This window comes from Mucilaginibacter sp. L196 (genome assembly GCF_009765905.1).
Lineage (GTDB): Bacteria > Bacteroidota > Bacteroidia > Sphingobacteriales > Sphingobacteriaceae > Mucilaginibacter.
This window is the reverse complement of sequence record NZ_LMUO01000019.1, coordinates 729,363-748,477: the sequence shown is the minus strand read 5'-3', so window position 1 is coordinate 748,477 and position 19,115 is coordinate 729,363. Positions and strand designations below refer to the sequence as shown.

19 protein-coding genes are annotated in these 19,115 nt (G+C 40.0%); 10 read left to right on the top strand and 9 right to left on the bottom strand.

Going from position 1 to position 19,115, the window contains the following annotated elements; translation table 11 throughout:
* Nucleotides 1-52: 52 nt before the first annotated feature.
* Together GSQ74_RS19550 and GSQ74_RS19545 are read left to right on the top strand one after the other, a co-directional pair.
* Nucleotides 53-646, top strand: a complete 594-nt coding sequence (locus GSQ74_RS19550) for a GPR1/FUN34/YaaH family transporter (protein ID WP_158995891.1) — start codon at nt 53-55, stop codon at nt 644-646.
* 18 nt (nt 647-664) lie between these two features.
* The gene (locus GSQ74_RS19545) at nt 665-1,045 is read left to right on the top strand and encodes an SRPBCC domain-containing protein (RefSeq protein WP_158995890.1); all 381 of its coding nucleotides are present in this window, start codon (nt 665-667) and stop codon (nt 1,043-1,045) included.
* A 7-nt stretch (nt 1,046-1,052) separates the two neighbouring features.
* Here GSQ74_RS19545 and argS read toward each other — a convergent pair whose 3' ends face one another.
* Nucleotides 1,053-2,819, bottom strand: coding sequence for an arginine--tRNA ligase (argS, locus tag GSQ74_RS19540; RefSeq protein ID WP_158995889.1), 1,767 nt, complete (start codon nt 2,817-2,819; stop codon nt 1,053-1,055).
* A 250-nt stretch (nt 2,820-3,069) separates the two neighbouring features.
* On the opposite strand from argS, the gene GSQ74_RS19535 reads away from it, so the two are divergent.
* The 3 genes from GSQ74_RS19535 (at nt 3,070) to GSQ74_RS19525 (ending at nt 7,006) form a co-directional block, all read left to right on the top strand.
* Nucleotides 3,070-4,524, top strand: coding sequence for an arginine deiminase family protein (locus tag GSQ74_RS19535; RefSeq protein WP_158995888.1), 1,455 nt, complete (start codon nt 3,070-3,072; stop codon nt 4,522-4,524).
* 54 nt (nt 4,525-4,578) lie between these two features.
* Nucleotides 4,579-5,517, top strand: coding sequence for a citrulline utilization hydrolase CtlX (ctlX, locus tag GSQ74_RS19530; RefSeq protein WP_254060932.1), 939 nt, complete (start codon nt 4,579-4,581; stop codon nt 5,515-5,517).
* 94 nt (nt 5,518-5,611) lie between these two features.
* Nucleotides 5,612-7,006 carry an arginine decarboxylase gene (locus tag GSQ74_RS19525; RefSeq protein WP_158995887.1) on the top strand — a complete coding sequence of 465 codons (1,395 nt, stop codon included), beginning with the start codon at nt 5,612-5,614 and terminating at the stop codon, nt 7,004-7,006.
* 209 nt (nt 7,007-7,215) lie between these two features.
* Here GSQ74_RS19525 and GSQ74_RS19520 read toward each other — a convergent pair whose 3' ends face one another.
* The 6 genes from GSQ74_RS19520 to GSQ74_RS19495 are packed head-to-tail and all read right to left on the bottom strand — an operon-like array spanning nt 7,216 to nt 10,630.
* Nucleotides 7,216-7,782, bottom strand: a complete 567-nt coding sequence (locus tag GSQ74_RS19520; RefSeq protein ID WP_158995886.1) for a nucleoside triphosphate pyrophosphatase — start codon at nt 7,780-7,782, stop codon at nt 7,216-7,218.
* Between the two features lie 51 nt (nt 7,783-7,833).
* A complete protein-coding gene (locus tag GSQ74_RS19515; RefSeq protein ID WP_158995885.1) occupies nt 7,834-8,355 on the bottom strand; it encodes an HAD family hydrolase in 522 nt (173 codons plus the stop codon).
* A 5-nt stretch (nt 8,356-8,360) separates the two neighbouring features.
* Entirely contained in the window at nt 8,361-8,606 is a 246-nt protein-coding gene (gene iscX, locus GSQ74_RS19510) for a Fe-S cluster assembly protein IscX (protein WP_158995884.1), read from the bottom strand.
* Between the two features lie 35 nt (nt 8,607-8,641).
* A complete protein-coding gene (locus GSQ74_RS19505; protein ID WP_158995883.1) occupies nt 8,642-8,974 on the bottom strand; it encodes a 2Fe-2S iron-sulfur cluster-binding protein in 333 nt (110 codons plus the stop codon).
* A gap of 40 nt (nt 8,975-9,014) precedes the next feature.
* Nucleotides 9,015-9,776 (bottom strand): Rossmann-like and DUF2520 domain-containing protein, encoded by a 762-nt coding sequence (locus tag GSQ74_RS19500; protein WP_158995882.1) that lies wholly within the window; start codon nt 9,774-9,776, stop codon nt 9,015-9,017.
* A 5-nt stretch (nt 9,777-9,781) separates the two neighbouring features.
* Nucleotides 9,782-10,630, bottom strand: a complete 849-nt coding sequence (locus tag GSQ74_RS19495) for an SDR family oxidoreductase (protein WP_158995881.1) — start codon at nt 10,628-10,630, stop codon at nt 9,782-9,784.
* Nucleotides 10,631-10,970: 340 nt separating this feature from the next.
* On the opposite strand from GSQ74_RS19495, the gene GSQ74_RS19490 reads away from it, so the two are divergent.
* The 4 genes from GSQ74_RS19490 (at nt 10,971) to GSQ74_RS19475 (ending at nt 15,505) form a co-directional block, all read left to right on the top strand.
* On the top strand, nt 10,971-11,993 hold the full coding sequence (locus tag GSQ74_RS19490; RefSeq protein WP_158995880.1) for an aldo/keto reductase: 1,023 nt from the start codon (nt 10,971-10,973) through the stop codon (nt 11,991-11,993).
* 190 nt (nt 11,994-12,183) lie between these two features.
* Nucleotides 12,184-13,404 carry a TCR/Tet family MFS transporter gene (locus GSQ74_RS19485; RefSeq protein ID WP_158995879.1) on the top strand — a complete coding sequence of 407 codons (1,221 nt, stop codon included), beginning with the start codon at nt 12,184-12,186 and terminating at the stop codon, nt 13,402-13,404.
* A 45-nt stretch (nt 13,405-13,449) separates the two neighbouring features.
* Nucleotides 13,450-14,676: a TCR/Tet family MFS transporter gene (locus tag GSQ74_RS19480; protein WP_158995878.1), complete on the top strand. Its 1,227-nt coding sequence runs from the start codon at nt 13,450-13,452 to the stop codon at nt 14,674-14,676.
* 7 nt (nt 14,677-14,683) lie between these two features.
* Nucleotides 14,684-15,505 (top strand): hypothetical protein, encoded by an 822-nt coding sequence (locus GSQ74_RS19475; RefSeq protein ID WP_158995877.1) that lies wholly within the window; start codon nt 14,684-14,686, stop codon nt 15,503-15,505.
* On the opposite strand, the gene GSQ74_RS19470 is transcribed toward GSQ74_RS19475, so the two are convergent.
* On the bottom strand, nt 15,502-16,095 hold the full coding sequence (locus tag GSQ74_RS19470) for a DUF502 domain-containing protein (protein WP_158995876.1): 594 nt from the start codon (nt 16,093-16,095) through the stop codon (nt 15,502-15,504). The genes GSQ74_RS19475 and GSQ74_RS19470 overlap by 4 nt on opposite strands.
* A gap of 8 nt (nt 16,096-16,103) precedes the next feature.
* Nucleotides 16,104-18,566: a bifunctional UDP-N-acetylmuramoyl-tripeptide:D-alanyl-D-alanine ligase/alanine racemase gene (locus tag GSQ74_RS19465; RefSeq protein ID WP_158995875.1), complete on the bottom strand. Its 2,463-nt coding sequence runs from the start codon at nt 18,564-18,566 to the stop codon at nt 16,104-16,106.
* 58 nt (nt 18,567-18,624) lie between these two features.
* Between GSQ74_RS19465 and GSQ74_RS19460 the strand changes: the two genes are divergently transcribed.
* Nucleotides 18,625-19,107, top strand: coding sequence for a regulatory protein RecX (locus GSQ74_RS19460; protein WP_158995874.1), 483 nt, complete (start codon nt 18,625-18,627; stop codon nt 19,105-19,107).
* Nucleotides 19,108-19,115 lie beyond the last annotated feature (8 nt).

The window sequence follows — 19,115 nt, the reverse complement described above, 5'->3', positions numbered from 1 at the left end:
ATTTAATAGAAATAAACACATAAATTGCCTGACCAATTAAAACCAAGAAACCATGATTCCAACTATTCCTACACCTGTAGCTGTAAAAGACGGTATTGCCAATCCTGCACCATTAGGGCTTTGCGCATTTGGCATGACTACTGTTTTGTTAAATTTTAAAAATGCAGGCTTTATTGAATTTAACTCCATGATATTAGCCATGGGTATTTTTTACGGCGGTTTGGCACAAGTTATTGCCGGAATAATAGAAGCCAAAAAGAATAATACTTTTGGTTTAACTGCATTTACATCTTATGGCTTCTTCTGGCTGTCATTAGTTGGATTAATAGTTATACCAGCGTTTGGATGGGCACCTAAACCATCAGAAGCAGGCATGAGCGCTTATTTAGGTATATGGGGATTGTTTACCTTCCTGATGTTTTTTGGGACACTTAAATTAAACAGGGCGCTACAATTTGTTTTTGGCTCATTAACAATATTGTTTGTGTTATTGGCAATAAGCGATGGCACAGGGAATAAAGGATTAGGCCAAATAGCAGGTTACGAAGGCATAATTTGCGGCTTATCAGCCATATATACAGGAATAGCCAACTTATTGAATGAAGTATACGGAAAAACTGTATTACCCATTGGGCAGGTATCGTAATTTGGTTAGATTTGCGTATTGAAAGATTTTAAAAAATACTACGTTCTTCCGGCCACGCCTGAGGAAATTTATACCGCGTTAACCAATCCATTAACTCTTGAGTTATGGACAGGTGAGCCTGCGGTTATGTCGACTGAGCCTGGCACAGAATTCTCTATGTGGGATGGCAGCATTGTTGGCAAGAACATTGAGTTTGAAGAAAACAAGAAGATTGTACAGCAATGGTATTTTGATGGACAAGAAGCTGAATCTATCGTTACCATTAAGCTTCACGCTGATAAAAACGGCACTTCGGCCGAATTAAGGCATACTAATATACCTGACAGCGATTATGAAGATATGACCGAAGGCTGGAACGATGCTTACTTTGGTTCGCTTTTCGAGTTTTTTAGCTTATAAAATAAAATTACATCCTTTCAGGAACTTCAATTCCCAATAAACCCATTCCCTTACTAATCACTTTTGCTGATGCTGATGAAAGCTGTAGCCTGAAAATCTTTAGCAAATCATCTTCAGCTTGAAGGATAGACTTTTCGTGATAAAATTTGTTGTACGTTTTAGCCAGCTCATAAATGTAATTGGCTATTAACGCAGGGTTGTGACTGCTTGCTGCTTCGCTTACTATCGCTGGGTATTGGGTCAATACTACAATAAGGTCACGCTCTACTGCATCTAATGATGTAATATCTATCTGATCAGCAAAATCAATTTCTGCCCTGCTTAGTACCGATTTGATACGGGCATGGGTGTATTGAATAAACGGACCAGTATGTCCCTGAAAATCTACTGATTCATTTGGATCAAATAATAAACGTTTTTTAGGATCAACTTTTAACAGGAAATATTTTAACGCGCCCATACCGATAGTGTGGTATAAATGCAGCTTTTCTTCTTCGGTAGAATCATTAACCTTACCTAAAGCTTCGGTTTGCTCTTTGGCTGTTTTCTCCATTTCGTCGATCAGGTCATCGGCATCAACAACGGTTCCTTCGCGAGATTTCATTTTACCAGATGGCAGATCGACCATGCCATAGGATAAATGATATAGACCCTTGGCCCAGCTTTTACCAAGTTTTTGCAAGATCAGGAACAGCACTTTGAAGTGATAATCCTGCTCGTTACCTACCACATAAATAGATTCATTCACATCGAAATCATCATATTTAAGCTGTGCGGTGCCTAAATCCTGAGTGATATAAACAGAGGTGCCATCAGAACGGCGAACGAGTTTTTCGTCCAATCCATCCGCAGTTAAATCAATCCAAACAGAACCATCCGGTTTTTCAAAGAATACGCCTTTTGTAAGGCCTTCTTCAACAATATCTTTACCTAATAAATAGGTATTGGATTCGTAGTAAAACTTATCAAATTCAACACCAAGCCTATTGTATGTTTTACCAAAACCATCATACACCCAGGTATTCATGGTTTTCCAAAGGTTGATCACTTCCTCATCTCCAGCTTCCCATTTTTGAAGCATTTCCTGCGCAGATTTGATGAGAGGCGCATTTTTTTTAGCCTCCTCTTCAGTTTGACCTTCTGATTTTAAGAATTCTATCTCCTTTTTGTACTCCTTATCGAAGATCACATAGTATTTGCCTACTAAGTGGTCGCCTTTTTCGCCTGTTGATATAGGAGTTTCCCCATTACCGTATAACTGCCAGGCCAGCATGGATTTACAGATATGAATACCCCTATCGTTCACCAAATTGGCTTTAATTACTTCATAACCAGCTGCACTTAATATCTGCGCCAATGAAAAACCTAACAGATTATTACGCACGTGGCCTAAGTGCAAAGGTTTGTTGGTATTAGGTGATGAATACTCCACCATCACTTTTTTACCGTTTGGTTTAAATACGGCAAAATCTTCGGGTAAAATTTCTTGATATAATTTATCTATCCAATAAGTATCAGTTAAGGATATATTTAAAAAGCCTTTTACGGTATTGAATGCTGCTATCTGCGGTAAAGATTCTTTCAGATATTCACCGATCTCTGCTCCTGTTTGCTCAGGCGATTTGCGTGAAAACTTGATAAACGGGAACGTAACAATAGTAACCTGCCCATCAAACTCCTTGCGTGTTTCCTGCAGGTTAACACTATCGGCAGTAATATCAGTTTGGTACAGGTGCTTAACAGCTTTAAGTACAGCTTCAATAATAAAATCCATCGCACAAAAATAACACGATTTATGACACGATTTAAGGATTTATAAGATTATAGTTATTGATGATGTGTGATAATGACTTTAATAACAATATTTCAAAGAACGGTAATTACACATTTTCGCAATGCGTTTGTAAATACTATCCGGTATATTTCAAATTTCGGGACTTTAATTTGAATAAGCGCTGACACTGTTTTGTCAGTAGGTAAGCGAATTAAATTTATATTAGCTTTGTGCAACTGGCCACCAATTTATGACACTAAAAAACAACGATTTTAAAATAGATGTAACTTCTGAAATAGGTACCCTGCGGGCATTGTTGATTCATAGCCCGGATAGCGGTTTGGGTAAAGTTGTGCCTTCTAAAGCACAGGATTGGCTTTTTGAGGATATTGTACACCTGGATACCGTACGCAAAAATGAGTATGATTACTATGTAAAGCTGCTTATGTATTTCCTTGATCCTGAAAAGATAAAGGGCAAGCTGAAGCAAATAGATTCAATTGAACATAAGCGCGCTTTTTTTAAGCCTGACAATAAGGATTTCCATGCATCGAGTAAAGTGGTAGAGATACAAACCCTGCTGGCTGATGTATTACAGGATACGGGCATCCGCACCAAGTTGGTGGCATCGGTTTGCGCTATTGAGAGCTGCAATTATCGACTACAAGAGCAATTGATAGATACTGACCCGATAGAGCTGGCCAAGATTTTAATCTCAGGATCATTAGCAAATGATGAGATGATATTTGCCCCTATCCCTAACCTGATTTTCTCTCGTGATATTGGCATCGCCATTAATAATTTCATGTTGCTTAACCGCCCTGCAAAAAAGGCCAGGGCGCGCGAAACACTGCTGTTAAGATATATATTCTTCAATCATCCGCTGTTTGCAGCTTATAAAAACAATGTGCTGGAAATACCCGAGAGCATGCAGCACTTTTTGCGCCCGGGTGAGGACAATACTGAGCGATCGACCCTAGAGGGTGGTGATGTGATGATGGTTAGTCCGCAGCATTTGATTATTGGATGCAGCGAGCGTACATCTCCAAACGGAGCCAACGAGGCTATCAAACTATTGTTTGAGCATAATGTGGTGGAGAAGGTTACCGTTGTAAAAATACCTCACAAACGTGATTATATGCACATTGACACCGTATTTACACAGGTAAAACGCAATGTATGGGTGCTATTAGGTTCGTTGGCTATGGGTGAAAGTCCGATTGATGAGAAAGAACCGATAGCCTGGTTCGCGGACAAAAAATCTAAAGAAAAAACCGAGATCGTCCAGTTTAGAAAAGGCAAAAAAACAAAGAAGTTTGAATGTATTGAGGATCTGCTGACCAACATCAGCGAAAAGGATCTGCAAAGCAAGGAACCGACCAAGTTCATTTACTCGGGCAATAATTCATTCCCTTACGATGCCCGCGAGCAATGGACAGACTCCTGCAACCTGTTGGCTGTAAAAGAAGGCGTTGTCGTTGGTTATGATCGAAACGATAAAACCGTTGAGGCATTTAAACAAAATGGATTTGAGGTGGTTAAAGTTAGCGAATTGCTCGAGCAATTTGAAAACGGTGACATCGACCCACAAAAAATGAAAGATACGCTGATATTAATGCCATCGGCAGAGCTATCGAGAGCTCGTGGTGGTTTTCATTGTATGAGCATGCCGATTTTGAGAGATCGTCTGAACCTTGATTTATAGGATTTATTGATTACCATGATATAATCTATCTGCAATTAATAAAGACAATGAACTATGAACCATAAACTAATGAACCAACAGTCAACATCGCACCTGTTAATGATAAGGCCGGTTAATTTCGGTTATAATGAGGAAACTGCTGAGAGTAATGCCTTTCAGCATAAAGATAAAAACCAGCAAGAGGTACAGCAAAAGGCTTTACACGAGTTTAACAACTTTGTGGATGTATTGCGGCATAATGGAGTTGATGTTACCGTTATTGATGATAACCCGCAACCTTATACACCTGATTCTATATTTCCCAATAACTGGGTGTCTTTTCATGCTGATGGCAATATATTCCTCTACCCTATGCAGGCTGAAAACCGGAGGCTGGAACGCAGGGAGGATATAATTTCCCGATTAGAAGATCATTTTAAAGTTCATCATATTGTTGACTTGAGCCGATACGAGGAAGAAAATAAGTTTTTGGAAGGAACGGGCAGCATGGTGTTAGATCGGGAGCGTAAAATAGCCTATGCCTGCTTATCGCCACGCACCGATAAAACAGTGCTAGATGTTTTTTGCGAGCAATCCGGTTATACTTCAGTTTGTTTTGATGCGGCAGATGAAGATGGCAAAGCGATCTACCATACCAACGTGTTGATGTGTGTGGGTAGCCAATTCTCTATTATTTGTTTGGATAGTATTCCTAACCCTTACGAGCGGGTTGTGGTTACGGAATCATTAAAATCAACCCAAAAAGAAATCATAGAAATTTCCTTTAAGCAGATGAACCAATTTGCAGGTAATATGCTGGAGGTAAAAAGCAAAAATGGGGATACGTTGATCGTGATGTCGGAAAGTGCTTTTAGAGCGCTTAATCTGGAACAAAAATTATCGCTTGAAAAATATGGCAAATTAGTTTCTGCCGATATACAAACCATTGAAAACAACGGTGGTGGCAGTGCGAGATGCATGATGGCGGAGGTTCATTTGCCGGTTGTAAATTGATCTAATTTGACATCTAAAAAATAATTACACTACTACTATAAAAATTACACAAAATTCCCATTTAAAAATTACATTTTTGCCAAAATTTTAATAGATGCAGAGTTACCAGGAATTTCTTGATTTAAGTGTAGGTTTTCCGCAGGATGGTTTTGAGATCATCGATGATGAACTATACTTTCATGATCTTAATTTAATGGAGATGATTGAAACGTACGGCACTCCCCTGCGCTTCACTTACATTCCTATTATTTCTAAGAAAATACAGCAGGCTAAGTTGTTATTTCAGCAGGCAATTATCAAAAATAATTACCGCGGGACTTACAAATACTGTTATTGCACCAAAAGCTCGCATTTTAAGCACGTAGTTGAAGAAGCGCTTAAAAACGAGATCCACCTGGAAACGTCTTCGGCTTTTGATATGCCGATGATTGATGCTTTGGAGAAAAAAGGATCGGTTACGAAAGACATTACCGTAATTTGTAATGGATTTAAAACGTTCCAGTATAAAACTTACATTATCGATATGCTGCATGATGGTTTTAAAAACATCATCCCTGTATTGGATAATAAGGAAGAGTTTAACCTGTACGACGACGAGATTGAACTTGATGAGCCTTGTAACCTGGGTATCCGTATAGCAGCAGAAGAGCAGCCGGATTCACAGTTTTACACCTCACGTTTAGGTATCAGGATGGAAGACATCATCGATTTTTATCATAATAAGATTGAGGATAACCCTAACTTCCAGGTTAAGCTGTTGCATTTCTTCATTAACTCTGGTATATCGGACACTCCGTATTACTGGAATGAGTTGGAGAAATATGTTACGCTTTACTGCAAATTCAAAAAGATCAATCCGCATTTGGATACTTTGGACATTGGTGGCGGTATGCCGTTTAAAGATTCATTAGTATTTGATTTTGATTACGAATACATGATCAATGAGATCGTGAGCCGTATCAAAGAAATCTGCGCCGAGAATGATACTGTTGAACCGGATATTATTACCGAATTTGGCAAATATACTGTTGCCGAGGCATCAGGCATTTTATACAAGGTTTTAGGCCGCAAGCAACAAAACGACCGTGAGAAATGGTTAATGCTGGATGGTTCATTCATTACTAACCTGCCTGACGTTTGGGCTTTGAATCAAAAATACATCCTGTTACCAGTTAATAACTGGGACAGTGAGTATGAGCGTGTAAATATGGGTGGTATAACCTGCGACGGTCAGGATTATTACAACCAGGAGGCGCACATGAATAGCGTGTTTATGCCTAAGACGCGCAAGGTGCAATATGTAGGCTTTTTCAATACAGGAGCTTACCAGGAAGTTTTAAGCGGTTACGGAGGCATACACCACTGTCTGCTGCCATCACCTAAACATGTTATCATCCGCAGAAACAGGGATGAGACATTTAACTTTGAGGTTTTCGGCGAGGAACAGAATAGTAAACAGGTATTGAAGATACTGGGTTATACGACCTAATCGAGTATATATATTAAGAGTCGCAATTTTATTGTGGCTCTTTTTGTTTCGGCGGATGTCATTTCGACAGGAGGGAGAAATCTCCTGCACTTGCATAGCGAACTACTTATTAGGCGAAGAAGATTTCTCCCTCCGGTCGAAATGACAAGTAGCAGAGAATGCATACAGATTCTTCGCTGCGCTCAGAATGACAAAGAAAGAAGGAAAACTTAAAGATTCTTTAATTGCTGGTACAGTTTTTCAGTAGGTAAACCAACCACGTTGGTGTAGGAGCCGTTGATTTTTTCGATACCGATCAAACCTATGCGTTCCTGTATGCCGTATGAGCCGGCTTTGTCAAGTGGCATGTATTCGTTTACGTAGCTGGTGATCTCATCATCACTAAGCTTGCGAAAGAACACCTCAGATACATCAAAAAATTTATTGTAATGGCGCTTATGCAGCAAACAAACGCCGGTAATAACTTTATGCACTTTGCCTGATAGCATTTTAAGCATCTCAATGGCGTGTTCGGCGGTTGATGGTTTGCCTAATATCAATCCATCAACACACACGATGGTATCGGCAGTTAGTACAACCTCATCCCCTATGCTTTCGTCGAATGCTTCGGCTTTTTTGGACGCGATATAAACCGCTACTTCTTCAGGTGATAAATCTTCGGGATACGATTCATCCACTTCCTTTAACACAACCCTAAAATCAACATCCATCAGCCTCAAGAGCTCCTGTCGGCGGGGTGATTTGGATGCAAGGATAATTTGAGGAATGTTACTCATCAGACAATAAAAACTTTTGACTTTTCACTTTAAACTTTTGACTTAAAAAACCTACCAGCTATAAGCCTGTTCGCTCATCCACTTACCTTGTACCTTAAGTACTTTTTCAATCACATCGCGGGCGCAGCCCTTACCACCGGAGTATGGCGATACATAATGGCTTACCGCTTTGATCTCTTCCACAGCATCGGCAGGACATACCGATAAACCAGCGAGTTTCATCGGTGCAAGATCAGGAATATCATCGCCCATATACAACACATTAGACGCATGGGTTATCTTTTCCTCCAAATAAATTTTAAATCGTTCTGCTTTGGTATGTGTACCCATGTAAACATCGGTGACACCAAGACTATTCAACCTGTATACTGCACCTTTAGATCGGCTACCGGATATTGCACAAACCTGGTAACCGCATTTTACGGCCAACTGTATGGCATAACCATCTTTAATGTTAAATGCGCGTGATTGTTCACCGCTCTCATTTACAAAAACAGAGCCATCGGTTAATACGCCATCTACATCAAAAATAAATGTAGTTATATCGTGAAGCTTGCTTAAAAAGGATTCCATTAGAATTATTGATTATCTCTCCATTCGTAAACCCAGGCAGATTGAATTTGCTCCAGGTGTCCTTCAGTTGATTGCTCACGTGTACCAGCAAAGTTAGGCAGCGTTAAGATCCACTCTAAAAGATCCGTAAAGCGGATGCGGTATATTTTTGATTCATCAAAATCATCGCCGAACTTTTCATAAAGTTCAATAGCAATATCTTCATGATCGGCCCAGTGTATGGGTAAAGCAAATTTTTTGTCGTGAGTCATTGTTATGTTGATGAGTAGAATCTAAAATTATGTTATTAGTGGCCCATGAAGTCGGACTGGTCGGGCAAAGTTACTTCAATATCGCCATCAATCACCACACATTGGCAACCTAAGCGTGAAGTAATACGTGGATTAACCGCTCTATCAATAAAGTCTTCTTCTTTATCTGAAATTTCCTGCAGACTATCCATGCCTTTATTTACATATACATGGCAGGTACTGCATCCGCAAACGCCACCGCAATTGTGCTGTAATTCAATGCCGTTTTCCAGGCAAACATCTAAAACAGACTCACCTTCGGCAATAGGGAATTCAACAGATTCGTGATCCTTTTCCTCAAAGTTTATCTTAAGCTTATAAATATTCATTTTGGCAAAAGTAATAAAATTACTTAGGTGGCGTATTGTATTAATCCTTTTTGATAATACCCTGACTTAACAACCTGTACAATTGCTCCCACTCGGGTTCGTATTTCAATAAAGCTAAATGCGCCTCCATAGTTTTTTGATCGTTACGGATAGCAGGGCCGGTTTGCACATTGGCAGGTAGGTTAGTTTGCACTTTCTCGGCAGTCTCTAAAATTAGCGGTCGTAGTAAATTAAAATCTATTCTTTGGTCTGCCAACAACTCCTGCGCTACCCGGTATAGGTAATTAGGGAAATTACAGGCAAATACTGCAGCCAAATGCAAGGTTTTACGTTGGTTTGAATCTATCTCATAAACATTATTGCTGATGCTTTGGGCAAGTTCTTTTAATGTTTTGGTGATAGATTCATTTGCACCCTCAATGCATAATGGCACGGTTAAAAAATCAACTTCCTTTGTTTTACTAAAGGTTTGCAAGGGATAAAACACGCCTGCGTTGTCAGTAAAGGCCAAAATATTGAAAAGGTCCGTCGCACCCGAAGTGTGGGCTATCAGTTTATTGTGTTTTGATAATTCCTGCGCGATGCCTGCAATGGCATCATCGCTTACAGAAATAATAAAAATATCAGTATTGGGGTCGATACTGTTCAGATCATCAATAGCCTCAGCGCCGATATGATAGGCCAGTAAGGCTGCGTTATGCGCATTGCGGCTATACACCTGCACAATACTATGCCCTGCATTTTTAAACGCCGCACCTAAATGGGTGGCTACATTGCCTGAACCGATGAGTGTTATATGCATAATGATTATGCTAAATATTTACTCACTAATTTTTTGCTGATATCCCAAAGCTTATTGCGGTTAGCTTCATTCCAGGAAAGTACAGTTGATTTTGCCATTTTCTTCTTAATGAAGTACTGACTGCTTTTGGCATCCATCCCCGGCTCGGTGGCCAAATAGATGGTGGTTTGTGCGCCTTCTTCAGCCGCAATCATAAACGGGCCGACTAACAAGCTCGTTAATTTACCTAAAAGCCCACTTACTCCACCCCAGAATTCAGTTTTCACAACACCTGGATGCAATGCGAATGAAGAAATCCCTTTGTCCGCATATTTTTCAGCCAAAGCTTTAGTTAAATAAAGGTTGAATAACTTTGCCATACCATAAGCCCTCCATGCAGAGTATTTCTTTTGTTGCCACGGCAGATCATCAAAATCAGCTTTACCCCTTCTGTGCGCTTCAGAACTTACATTAATCACCCTTGCCTGCCCTTTCTCTAACAGCGGCATAATCGCTATGGTTAACAGAAAATGCCCCAAATGATTTACCTGGAAAGTCATTTCAAAACCGTCCTTAGTCATTTGTTTTTCACCGAAGATACCGCCAGCATTGTTTATCAGCACGTTTACAGCAAACAGCTTAGCTTTAAGTTCATCAGCGGCTTCACGGACACTTTGTAGATCGGCCAGATCACACTTTACCACAAAAATGTTTTTATTGCCGGTTTGTGTTATGATCTCGTCTTTAAGGCGGTCGCCTTTTTGGGTATTTCTGACCAGCAAATAAATCGCGTGATCTTTTTTGGCAAGTGCCAAAGCGGTTTCTTTGCCTATGCCGGATGTCGCGCCGGTTATTACAGTAGTTCTTAAAGCCATAATGCTAATTGTGCCGTAAATATATGCACTAACTTGCCTCTGCCAATTTTTCGGGTGCTAAAAATTACAGTACAACACATTAGTTACTTTACGTGAACACTGTACCACGGTACAAATGAAACACATGGTACATTTGGTACACTTTTCACCCCAAAAACGCCCTAAAAAGCACTAAAAACAGGCTTTTTAAATCACTTTTCGACATCAAATCAGCCTAAAAAGCACCGATTTTGACTAAAAAACGGTTGAAATAAGACCATTTTTACGTAAAATTTCGATAGAAAGCACAAAAAACTACACCATTTTATGCATATTAGATTTAAATAAATCTCACCTACTTATGAAATACAACTTTTTAGGAAACACCGGTTTGCTGGTGTCGGAAATTTGCTTTGGCACCATGACTTTTGGTGGCAAAGGCTATTGGGAAAATATTGGAAAAGTACAACAGAAAGAAGTTAATGAACTGATGAAGGTTGTAGTTGACTCAGGCATTAATTTTATAGATACTGCCAATGTTTACTCCTTCGGAGAATCAGAAAAATTACTGGGACAATCTATTAAAGATCTCGGTTTTAACCGTAACGAATTGGTTATCGCAACTAAAGTCCGCGGACGTATGGGCGAAGGCAAGAATGCGGTTGGTTTGTCGCGTTACCATATTTTTTATTCGGTGGATGAAAGTTTGCAACGTTTACAGTTGGATCATATCGATGTTTTATACGTGCATGGCTTCGACCCTAAGACACCAATTGAAGAAACCATGCGTGCATTAAACGACATCGTTCTAACAGGAAAAGTACGCTATATAGCCATTTGCAATTGGCCTGCCTGGGTGGTTATGAAAGCGATAGGAATTTGCAAATTACATGGCTGGAATCAATTTGTAGGCATGCAATACTTCTACTCTTTAGCAGGGCGTGATATTGAGCGTGAAATTTTACCATTGGCAGCAGACCAAAATTTAGCGATGATGCCATGGAGCCCATTAGCCGGAGGTTTCCTGGGTGGTAAATATACCCGCGACAATGAAAAAGTGGAAGGTTCAAGGCGTACAACTTTTGATTTCCCTCCTATCAACAAAGACAAAACTTATGATATTATTGATGTAATAACAGAAGTTGGTAAACAGCACAACGTTTCGACAGCGGCCATTGCATTGGCATGGGTTAGGCAGCAACCGGGTATAACCAGTACTATCATCGGTGCAAAAACAGTCGAACAATTGAATGATAACATCAAATCTACAGAGATTACCTTGACTGAAGATGATCTTAAAAAAATCGACGAAGTAAGCGCTCTACCCAAAGAATACCCGGGCTGGATGCTTGAAAGACAATCCGCTGATAGGGAATTAAAATAGCTCCTTGTCATTTCGACCAGGGGGAGAAATCATCTAAAAGCAGTAAACAGACTTACGAAGTTTTAAAAACTAAGTCTTACAGTTATAAACTATGCCTATCGAAGAAGATTTCTCCCTCCGGTCGAAATGACATTTTAGATAAGGAAAAAACTTTAGCATCAATTTAAACCATATTTGTTTATTTTGCGGCATGGATAAACCTGTACCCAAAAAACGCCAGGCTGCTTTAGGATTTATTTTTGCTACGCTGCTTATAGACGTAATGGGGCTGGGTATTATCATACCCGTTATACCAAAACTAATTGAACATTTAATTCATGGTAATATTAGCGATGCTTCAGCTTATGCAGGTTGGCTTACCGCCGCTTATGCATCCATGCAATTCCTGTTCGCTCCTCTTATAGGTAATTTAAGCGATAAATTTGGCCGCAGGCCTGTATTACTATGCTCTTTATTAGGCTTTAGCGTCGATTATTTATTTTCGGCATTTGCCCCTACCATCGCCTGGTTATTTGTGGGTCGTATTGTTGCCGGAATAACAGGCGCCAGCTTCACAACAGGATCAGCTTATATCGCTGATATCAGCGAACCCGAAAAGCGCGCTGCAAATTTTGGTTTAATAGGTGTTGCTTTTGGTATTGGCTTTATTATAGGGCCGGTAATTGGTGGTATACTAGGCAAATATGATGTTCATTATCCGTTTATAGCAGCAGCGGTATTGGCGTTATTAAATGCCATTTACGGTTATTTTATTTTGCCTGAATCATTATCCAAAGACCATCGTAGGGACTTCGACATAAAAAGAGCTAATCCACTTGGGTCTGTATTGCAATTAAGCAAGTATAAGTCGGTAATAGGTTTGGCTGTTTCCCTGTTTCTGGTATATTTTGCAGCCCAGGCCGTACAAACTGTATGGACTTTTTATACGATGGACAAATTTCATTGGAACGAAGACTGGGTTGGTTATTCACTTGGCACTGTTGGCTTATTTGTAGCAATAGTACAAGGTGGTTTAATAAGAATAATTATGCCTAAGCTTGGCGAAAAGCGCAGCATCTGGATCGGCTTAAGTTTATATGCTGCCGGTTTATTGCTTTTTGCTTTTGCTTCTAAAGGTTGGATGATGTTTGTGTTCCTTGTGCCTTACTGCCTGGGCGGTATTGCCGGGCCAGCTTTGCAAGGCTATATGAGTAACAGCGTGCCTGCCAATGAGCAAGGAGAGTTACAAGGTGGGCTAACCAGTTTAATGAGTGTAAGCTCTATATTCGGGCCTTTGGTAATGGCTGAAGCTTTTTATTATTTCACAAAACCCAATCCATTTTTTCAATTTCCGGGGATGCCATTTATCATCGGATCAGCACTTATGCTACTAAGCGCATTGCTGGCGGTCAGGAGTTTTAAAAGAAATTAACACATCCATCTAAAACATTTAACATTATTTTACATTTTTACACGGATGGATCAACCCAAAATTAAAACCTCGGCCGCGCTCCGTTTTATTTTCGTAACCATTTTTATTGATGTGATGGGCTTGGCCATCATTATCCCTGTTATACCTAACCTGTTAAAGGAGTTGGGTAATGTGGATTACTCGGTAGCTTCTGAAATTAATGGCTGGTTAACCTTTACCTATGCCAGTATGCAGGTAATATTCTCGCCGGTTATGGGTAACCTCAGCGATCGTTTTGGCAGGCGGCCTATCCTATTGATCTCGTTAATTGGCTTTAGTATCGATTATATGTTTATGGCCTTCGCGCCAACTGTTTTCTGGTTATTTATAGGTCGGGCCATAGCGGGCATCACGGGTGCCACCATGGCTACTGCTACTGCTTATATAGCCGACATTAGTACCGGCGATAAACGGGCTGCTAACTTTGGTATCGTAGGCGCGGCATCTGGCCTGGGCTTTATTATCGGGGTTTCGGGAGGTGCTTTTTTGGGTGACATAAATATCAAGATCCCTTTTATGGTGGCCGCCGGGTCGGCTTTATTTAATGCTGCTTACGGTTACTTTGTTTTGCCGGAATCATTAGATAAAGAGCATCGCCGTAAATTTGACTGGAAGCGTGCAAACCCTATCGGATCATTTAAACAATTAGGTAAATATAAGGCACTTGCAGGCTTAGCCATTGCTTTTACTTTAGTATATATAGCACAAAAGGCGGTTGAATACCAGCTGCCTTTTTATGTTTATGAAAAGTTCCAATGGTCGATGCGCAGTGTTGGATTTTTAGGGCTTTTTATTGGCGTATTGCTGATAGGCATTCAAGGCGGCTTGATTCGCTACTTGATACCCAAATGGGGGTTGAAGAAGAACATCATTATCGGCTTAATATCGTACGGAGCAGGATTAACCCTGATAGCCTTCGCAGGGCAAGGGTGGCAAGTTTATCTGTTTATGATCCCTTATTGCTTCGGTGGAATATCCGGCCCGGCATTGCAAGGGTTTATTACCAGTAAATTCGCTGCGAATGAACAAGGTGAGTTACAGGGCGGCCTGACTTTATTATCCAGCTTAAGCTTAGTAATTGGCCCATTACTAATGGGTTATAGTTTTAAGTTTTTCACACATAAGGATTCATCCTTATACTTCCCCGGGGCACCTTATATACTTGGAGCTTTATTGGTATTGATAAGTGTGTTACTGGTGATTAGAAGTTTGAGGAAAGAAGTAACTATTTGATTTGATCATGAAAAGACTTTGGCTTTGCTTAGTGTTAGTTATGCTGATTTTTAGCTGCCAAAAACGTAAACCCATTAATACATCTTCCGTACATTCTATTCGAGATACATCGTTCGTCATTCATTCGTTGAGTGATGCTGATTCAATCCTTGATCTTTGTTTTTCACCATTAAGAATAGTAAAAAAGGTGGCCATATGGAAACCTACTTTAGATGATTTCTTCAATTTGCCAATTTCGGACGATAGTCTGGTGCATACTAAAATTGACACAATTATTAACCTTACGAAAGAAGCATACCTCATCATCTTTCGTACAGATGCTTATTATAAAAATGGAAAAATCATGGACTGCCACGTATGTTCACCCGTTTACAGCATCGCTTCAATTCAACAAGAAAATAACCACTATACCATCACCAACTTTAAAAAGGCCTTAATAGCAGCAGGTAGTTTTGGAAATGGTTATGATACTTTGGCAATTGAAAAATTTGGAAAGGATTATCAACTCCTTAAAATTTCTTCAGGTTATACAGGAACATCTACCAATACTATGACTAATACTTTTTTCGAATTAAATAATTACGCTCAAGTATTCCAATATAATAGCTACCGATCTGTCGGTGATAGTAGCGAATATGATCCTGAGTATCATGAAATAGAGTTAAATTTAACTCATATAGCTGGTAGAGATAATAAAGACAGAGATGATATAAAGTTAAGGGGCATTAAAACTTATTTTGATACTAAAAGCAAATCAATCAAGAAGCAAAAAGTAACGGAATACTATCAGTCGAATGATTTTGGAATTTACCAACGAACTGAGAACTAGTCTAAACCGCTAACCCCACCCGAGATCATAAATTTCATGGCATCAGCCGCGCTGACGTCTAACGGATGTACTTTATCGGCAGAGATAATAACTACCTGACCGGCAAAGGAGTAGGAATACGGAAAATACACTGCTACATCGCCTGGTAAACCAATCTTACTTAAATCTCTTTTCACCAGGAAGCCTATTTTTTTTAGGCCGAACTCATTCACATCAACTAAAACAGGTTCGTTAAACTTCTTCTCTTCCCCTACAAATGCTTCGGTAAGATCTTTTACTGATGAGTACAGGAATTTAAACAACGGTAACCGATCCAACCAGCGATTAAACCAAGCTTTAATGGGTTCCGTAATTACATTAGTTACCAAAACGCCCGCTATCAGGATGATTAGTACCACATTTACAATACCCAGGCCAGGTATATATATGGGCCTTCCTTTATTGTCAGTCCATAATGCGGTACTTAGGTTTAGCGCATTATCAATCCGGGATACTGCCCAGTAAATCAAAAAGATAGCTACACCCAGAGGTACTACAATCAATAGTCCTTTAACAAAGTAATTAAGTAAGGCTTTAGCAATTCTTTTCATATAAAAACTTACTCATAAAAGTACACTCTTTTTACCCTTTGCGAAATATTAGTTAGTATTTCATAAGGAATTGTACCAATCTCTGCTGCGAGATCCTGTATCTTCAACTCATTGTTGAATATGATCACCTCATCACCTTCATTAACATCAATACCGCTTACATCAATTACGCAGGTATCCATCGAAATATTTCCAACCGTAGGCGCCAGGATTCCTTTAACTAACAACTTTCCTACGCCATTACCAAAGGCACGTAAGTAGCCATCGGCATAACCAATTCTCACAGTAGCTATCTTACCATCCTTGGATAAGCTGCCATTACGCCCATAACCAACTGTCTCACCCGCGACTATCTTTTTAACCTGTGACACGCTTGTTTTTAAGCTGGCAATTGGCTGCAAACCACTCTCGTCTTCCGGTGTGGCTGAATCTACTCCATATAAACCAATACCTAACCTAACCATATTATATTGCGCATTGGGCCAACGGGTTATGCCTGCTGTATTACTTAAATGTTTAATTACTTTATAGCCCAAAGCTTCTTCGATCTGTTTATAAGCCTTCTCGAATTTTTGTATCTGAGTTAATGTAAAGCCATCATGCTGTGATGCTTCACTGGCTGCCAGGTGTGAAAATACCGAACATACCTTTACATAGTTATTGATCTCTAACAGATCACATAAAGTTTCCACCTCAAAATCTTCAAAACCAACACGATGCATACCTGTATCGATTTTTATGTGGATAGGGAATTTCGCCAGGCCAGCTGCCTGTAGGTATCTAATGAAGTCATCAAATAACCCAAAACTATAAATCACAGGCTCAAGCTTGTATTCTTCAAGTTTATCAAATGCTGATACTTCCGGGTTTAATATCATAATCGGCAAAGTGATCCCGCCTTGTCGCAGTGCTACTCCTTCATCAACATAAGCTACGGCCAGGTAATCTACCTTATTGTATTGCAGCATATTGGCTACTTCAAAAGTACCGCTGCCATAACTAAAAGCCTTAACCATTGCCATCAGCTTAACACCGGGCTTTAACTTAGATTTATAGAAGTTAAGGTTACTCAACAAGGTATTTAAGTTGATCTCCATTACCGTTTCATGCCCTTTTTGCACAAGGGCACGGCTCACACTTTCAAACTCAAAACTACGCGAGCCTTTGATCAGAATATCTTCATCCCTGAAATTCAGGGAAATCATATGTTTAAGTAAAGTTGCGGTATCAGCAAAAAAATGCTTTTCGGGCACATCAAAATACTGCTGGCGGTTAAACAAGGCCTCACCCACACCAATAAATTTATCAATCTTTTTCGCCTTGATCATATCGGCAACCTGATCGTACAGAATATCCTCTTCCAGTCCGGATTGAAATATATCAGATAAGATCAAAGTCTTTTTCTGATGCTGATTCTGCTGGCTCAGGAAGTTCAGCGCAATCTCCAGCGATTGTATATCCGAGTTGTATGAATCATCGATAATAGAACAATTGTTCACACCGGTCTTCAGCTCTAAACGCATACTTACCGGGGTTAAACGTTCAATGCGTTTGTCGGCTTCACTAGGTGTATAGCCCATGGCCAGCATGGTTGCCCAGCAGGTAATGGCATTTTCAAATGAGGCTTTATCTAAAAAGGGTATAAGACATTCTATTTCAGAGCCTTTATATCGGCCACGTAAATAGAAATTTTTAGAAATAATCGTCTCGCTAAATACGTATAGATCGGCTTCTTTAAAGTTCTGGCTCCAGGTAAAGCGTTCTTTAACCCGAATGCCTTTGGAATAATTAATCAGCTCATCGTAGTTGTGGATTAACAATTTACAGTGTTTAAACAAACCTAGTTTCTCCAGTACCTTTTGTTCGCGACTTTCAAAGCCTTCATCATGCGCGGAGCCAATATGTGTAAGAATCCCAATATCAGGCTTAATCATGGCCTCTAAACGCTCCATTTCCCCTGTGGTGGAAATCCCAGCCTCAAATATGCCAAGGTCGTTATTCTCGCTTATTTGCCACAAAGAAAGCGGCACTCCTATTTGCGAGTTATAACTTTTAGGGTTACGCACAATGTTATGGTCGGCAGCCATTAGCTGGTACAGCCACTCCTTCACTATGGTTTTGCCGTTGCTGCCCGTTATACCAATCACCTTTAGCTTAAAGCTATCGCGATGAAAAGCAGCCAGCTTTTGCAGGGCAAATAACACATCATCAACAATTAAAATATTAGCGCCGGGCATTTTAATCTCCGGACCATGATTAACTACAAAGTTGCGTACACCGACGGCATAAGCCTCGGCAATGAACTCGTGTCCATTACGGCGACCGCTCAGGGCGAAGAACAAGGCCTCTGTGGCACTGGTAATGCGGCGACTATCAGTAAGCAGCACACTTATGTTATTTTCACTTACAATAGCGCCTGTGGCGCTTATAATGTCTTTAATTTTTGATATGGGATACTGGCTGCTAAGCATGATGCTAATTTGATTATATTTCTACCAATAGAAGAATTTTTGTCGAATTTTGGTTTTAATGGATAGCCCTAAAAAGATTAAAATAACCGACGAGAAAGTTGCCCTGGCCAAAGCCGAACACTTTTGCGCTTACCAGGAACGCGCGCAACAGGAAGTTAGGGATAAACTATACGATTGGGGCCTATGGCCCGATGCTGTTGAGAATATCATAGTTCAACTAATAGGTGAAAACTTTTTAAATGAGGAGCGTTTTGCAAAGAGCTACGTACAGGGAAAGTTTAAACAAAAGGGTTGGGGGCGCATAAAAATCAAACAAGGCCTCAAAATCAAGAGGATACCTGATAATTTGCTAAAAAAAGCACTGCTAACCATCGACGGGGATGAATATTTTGAGATGCTCACGAAGATTTTAAGCAAAAAAGCGGCTTTGCTCACCGAAAAAGTGCCCTATAAACGCCGATATAAACTACAACAGTACGCTTTAAGCCGTGGTTTTGAAACTGATTTAATAATTGATGTTTTGAAAAACAGCGAGTTATAAAAAAATGT

What these genes read in the sequence shown, in the direction of transcription:
- GSQ74_RS19550 (WP_158995891.1), top strand. Translation starts at nt 53, where the DNA reads ATGATTCCAACTATTCCTACACCTGTAGCTGTAAAAGACGGTATTGCC.
- argS (WP_158995889.1), bottom strand. Translation starts at nt 2,819, where the DNA reads ATGGATTTTATTATTGAAGCTGTACTTAAAGCTGTTAAGCACCTGTAC.
- GSQ74_RS19535 (WP_158995888.1), top strand. Translation starts at nt 3,070, where the DNA reads ATGACACTAAAAAACAACGATTTTAAAATAGATGTAACTTCTGAAATA.
- ctlX (WP_254060932.1), top strand. Translation starts at nt 4,579, where the DNA reads ATGAACCATAAACTAATGAACCAACAGTCAACATCGCACCTGTTAATG.
- GSQ74_RS19525 (WP_158995887.1), top strand. Translation starts at nt 5,612, where the DNA reads ATGCAGAGTTACCAGGAATTTCTTGATTTAAGTGTAGGTTTTCCGCAG.
- GSQ74_RS19520 (WP_158995886.1), bottom strand. Translation starts at nt 7,782, where the DNA reads ATGAGTAACATTCCTCAAATTATCCTTGCATCCAAATCACCCCGCCGA.
- GSQ74_RS19515 (WP_158995885.1), bottom strand. Translation starts at nt 8,355, where the DNA reads ATGGAATCCTTTTTAAGCAAGCTTCACGATATAACTACATTTATTTTT.
- iscX (WP_158995884.1), bottom strand. Translation starts at nt 8,606, where the DNA reads ATGACTCACGACAAAAAATTTGCTTTACCCATACACTGGGCCGATCAT.
- GSQ74_RS19505 (WP_158995883.1), bottom strand. Translation starts at nt 8,974, where the DNA reads ATGAATATTTATAAGCTTAAGATAAACTTTGAGGAAAAGGATCACGAA.
- GSQ74_RS19500 (WP_158995882.1), bottom strand. Translation starts at nt 9,776, where the DNA reads ATGCATATAACACTCATCGGTTCAGGCAATGTAGCCACCCATTTAGGT.
- GSQ74_RS19495 (WP_158995881.1), bottom strand. Translation starts at nt 10,630, where the DNA reads ATGGCTTTAAGAACTACTGTAATAACCGGCGCGACATCCGGCATAGGC.
- GSQ74_RS19490 (WP_158995880.1), top strand. Translation starts at nt 10,971, where the DNA reads ATGAAATACAACTTTTTAGGAAACACCGGTTTGCTGGTGTCGGAAATT.
- GSQ74_RS19485 (WP_158995879.1), top strand. Translation starts at nt 12,184, where the DNA reads ATGGATAAACCTGTACCCAAAAAACGCCAGGCTGCTTTAGGATTTATT.
- GSQ74_RS19480 (WP_158995878.1), top strand. Translation starts at nt 13,450, where the DNA reads ATGGATCAACCCAAAATTAAAACCTCGGCCGCGCTCCGTTTTATTTTC.
- GSQ74_RS19475 (WP_158995877.1), top strand. Translation starts at nt 14,684, where the DNA reads ATGAAAAGACTTTGGCTTTGCTTAGTGTTAGTTATGCTGATTTTTAGC.
- GSQ74_RS19470 (WP_158995876.1), bottom strand. Translation starts at nt 16,095, where the DNA reads ATGAAAAGAATTGCTAAAGCCTTACTTAATTACTTTGTTAAAGGACTA.
- GSQ74_RS19465 (WP_158995875.1), bottom strand. Translation starts at nt 18,566, where the DNA reads ATGCTTAGCAGCCAGTATCCCATATCAAAAATTAAAGACATTATAAGC.
- GSQ74_RS19460 (WP_158995874.1), top strand. Translation starts at nt 18,625, where the DNA reads ATGGATAGCCCTAAAAAGATTAAAATAACCGACGAGAAAGTTGCCCTG.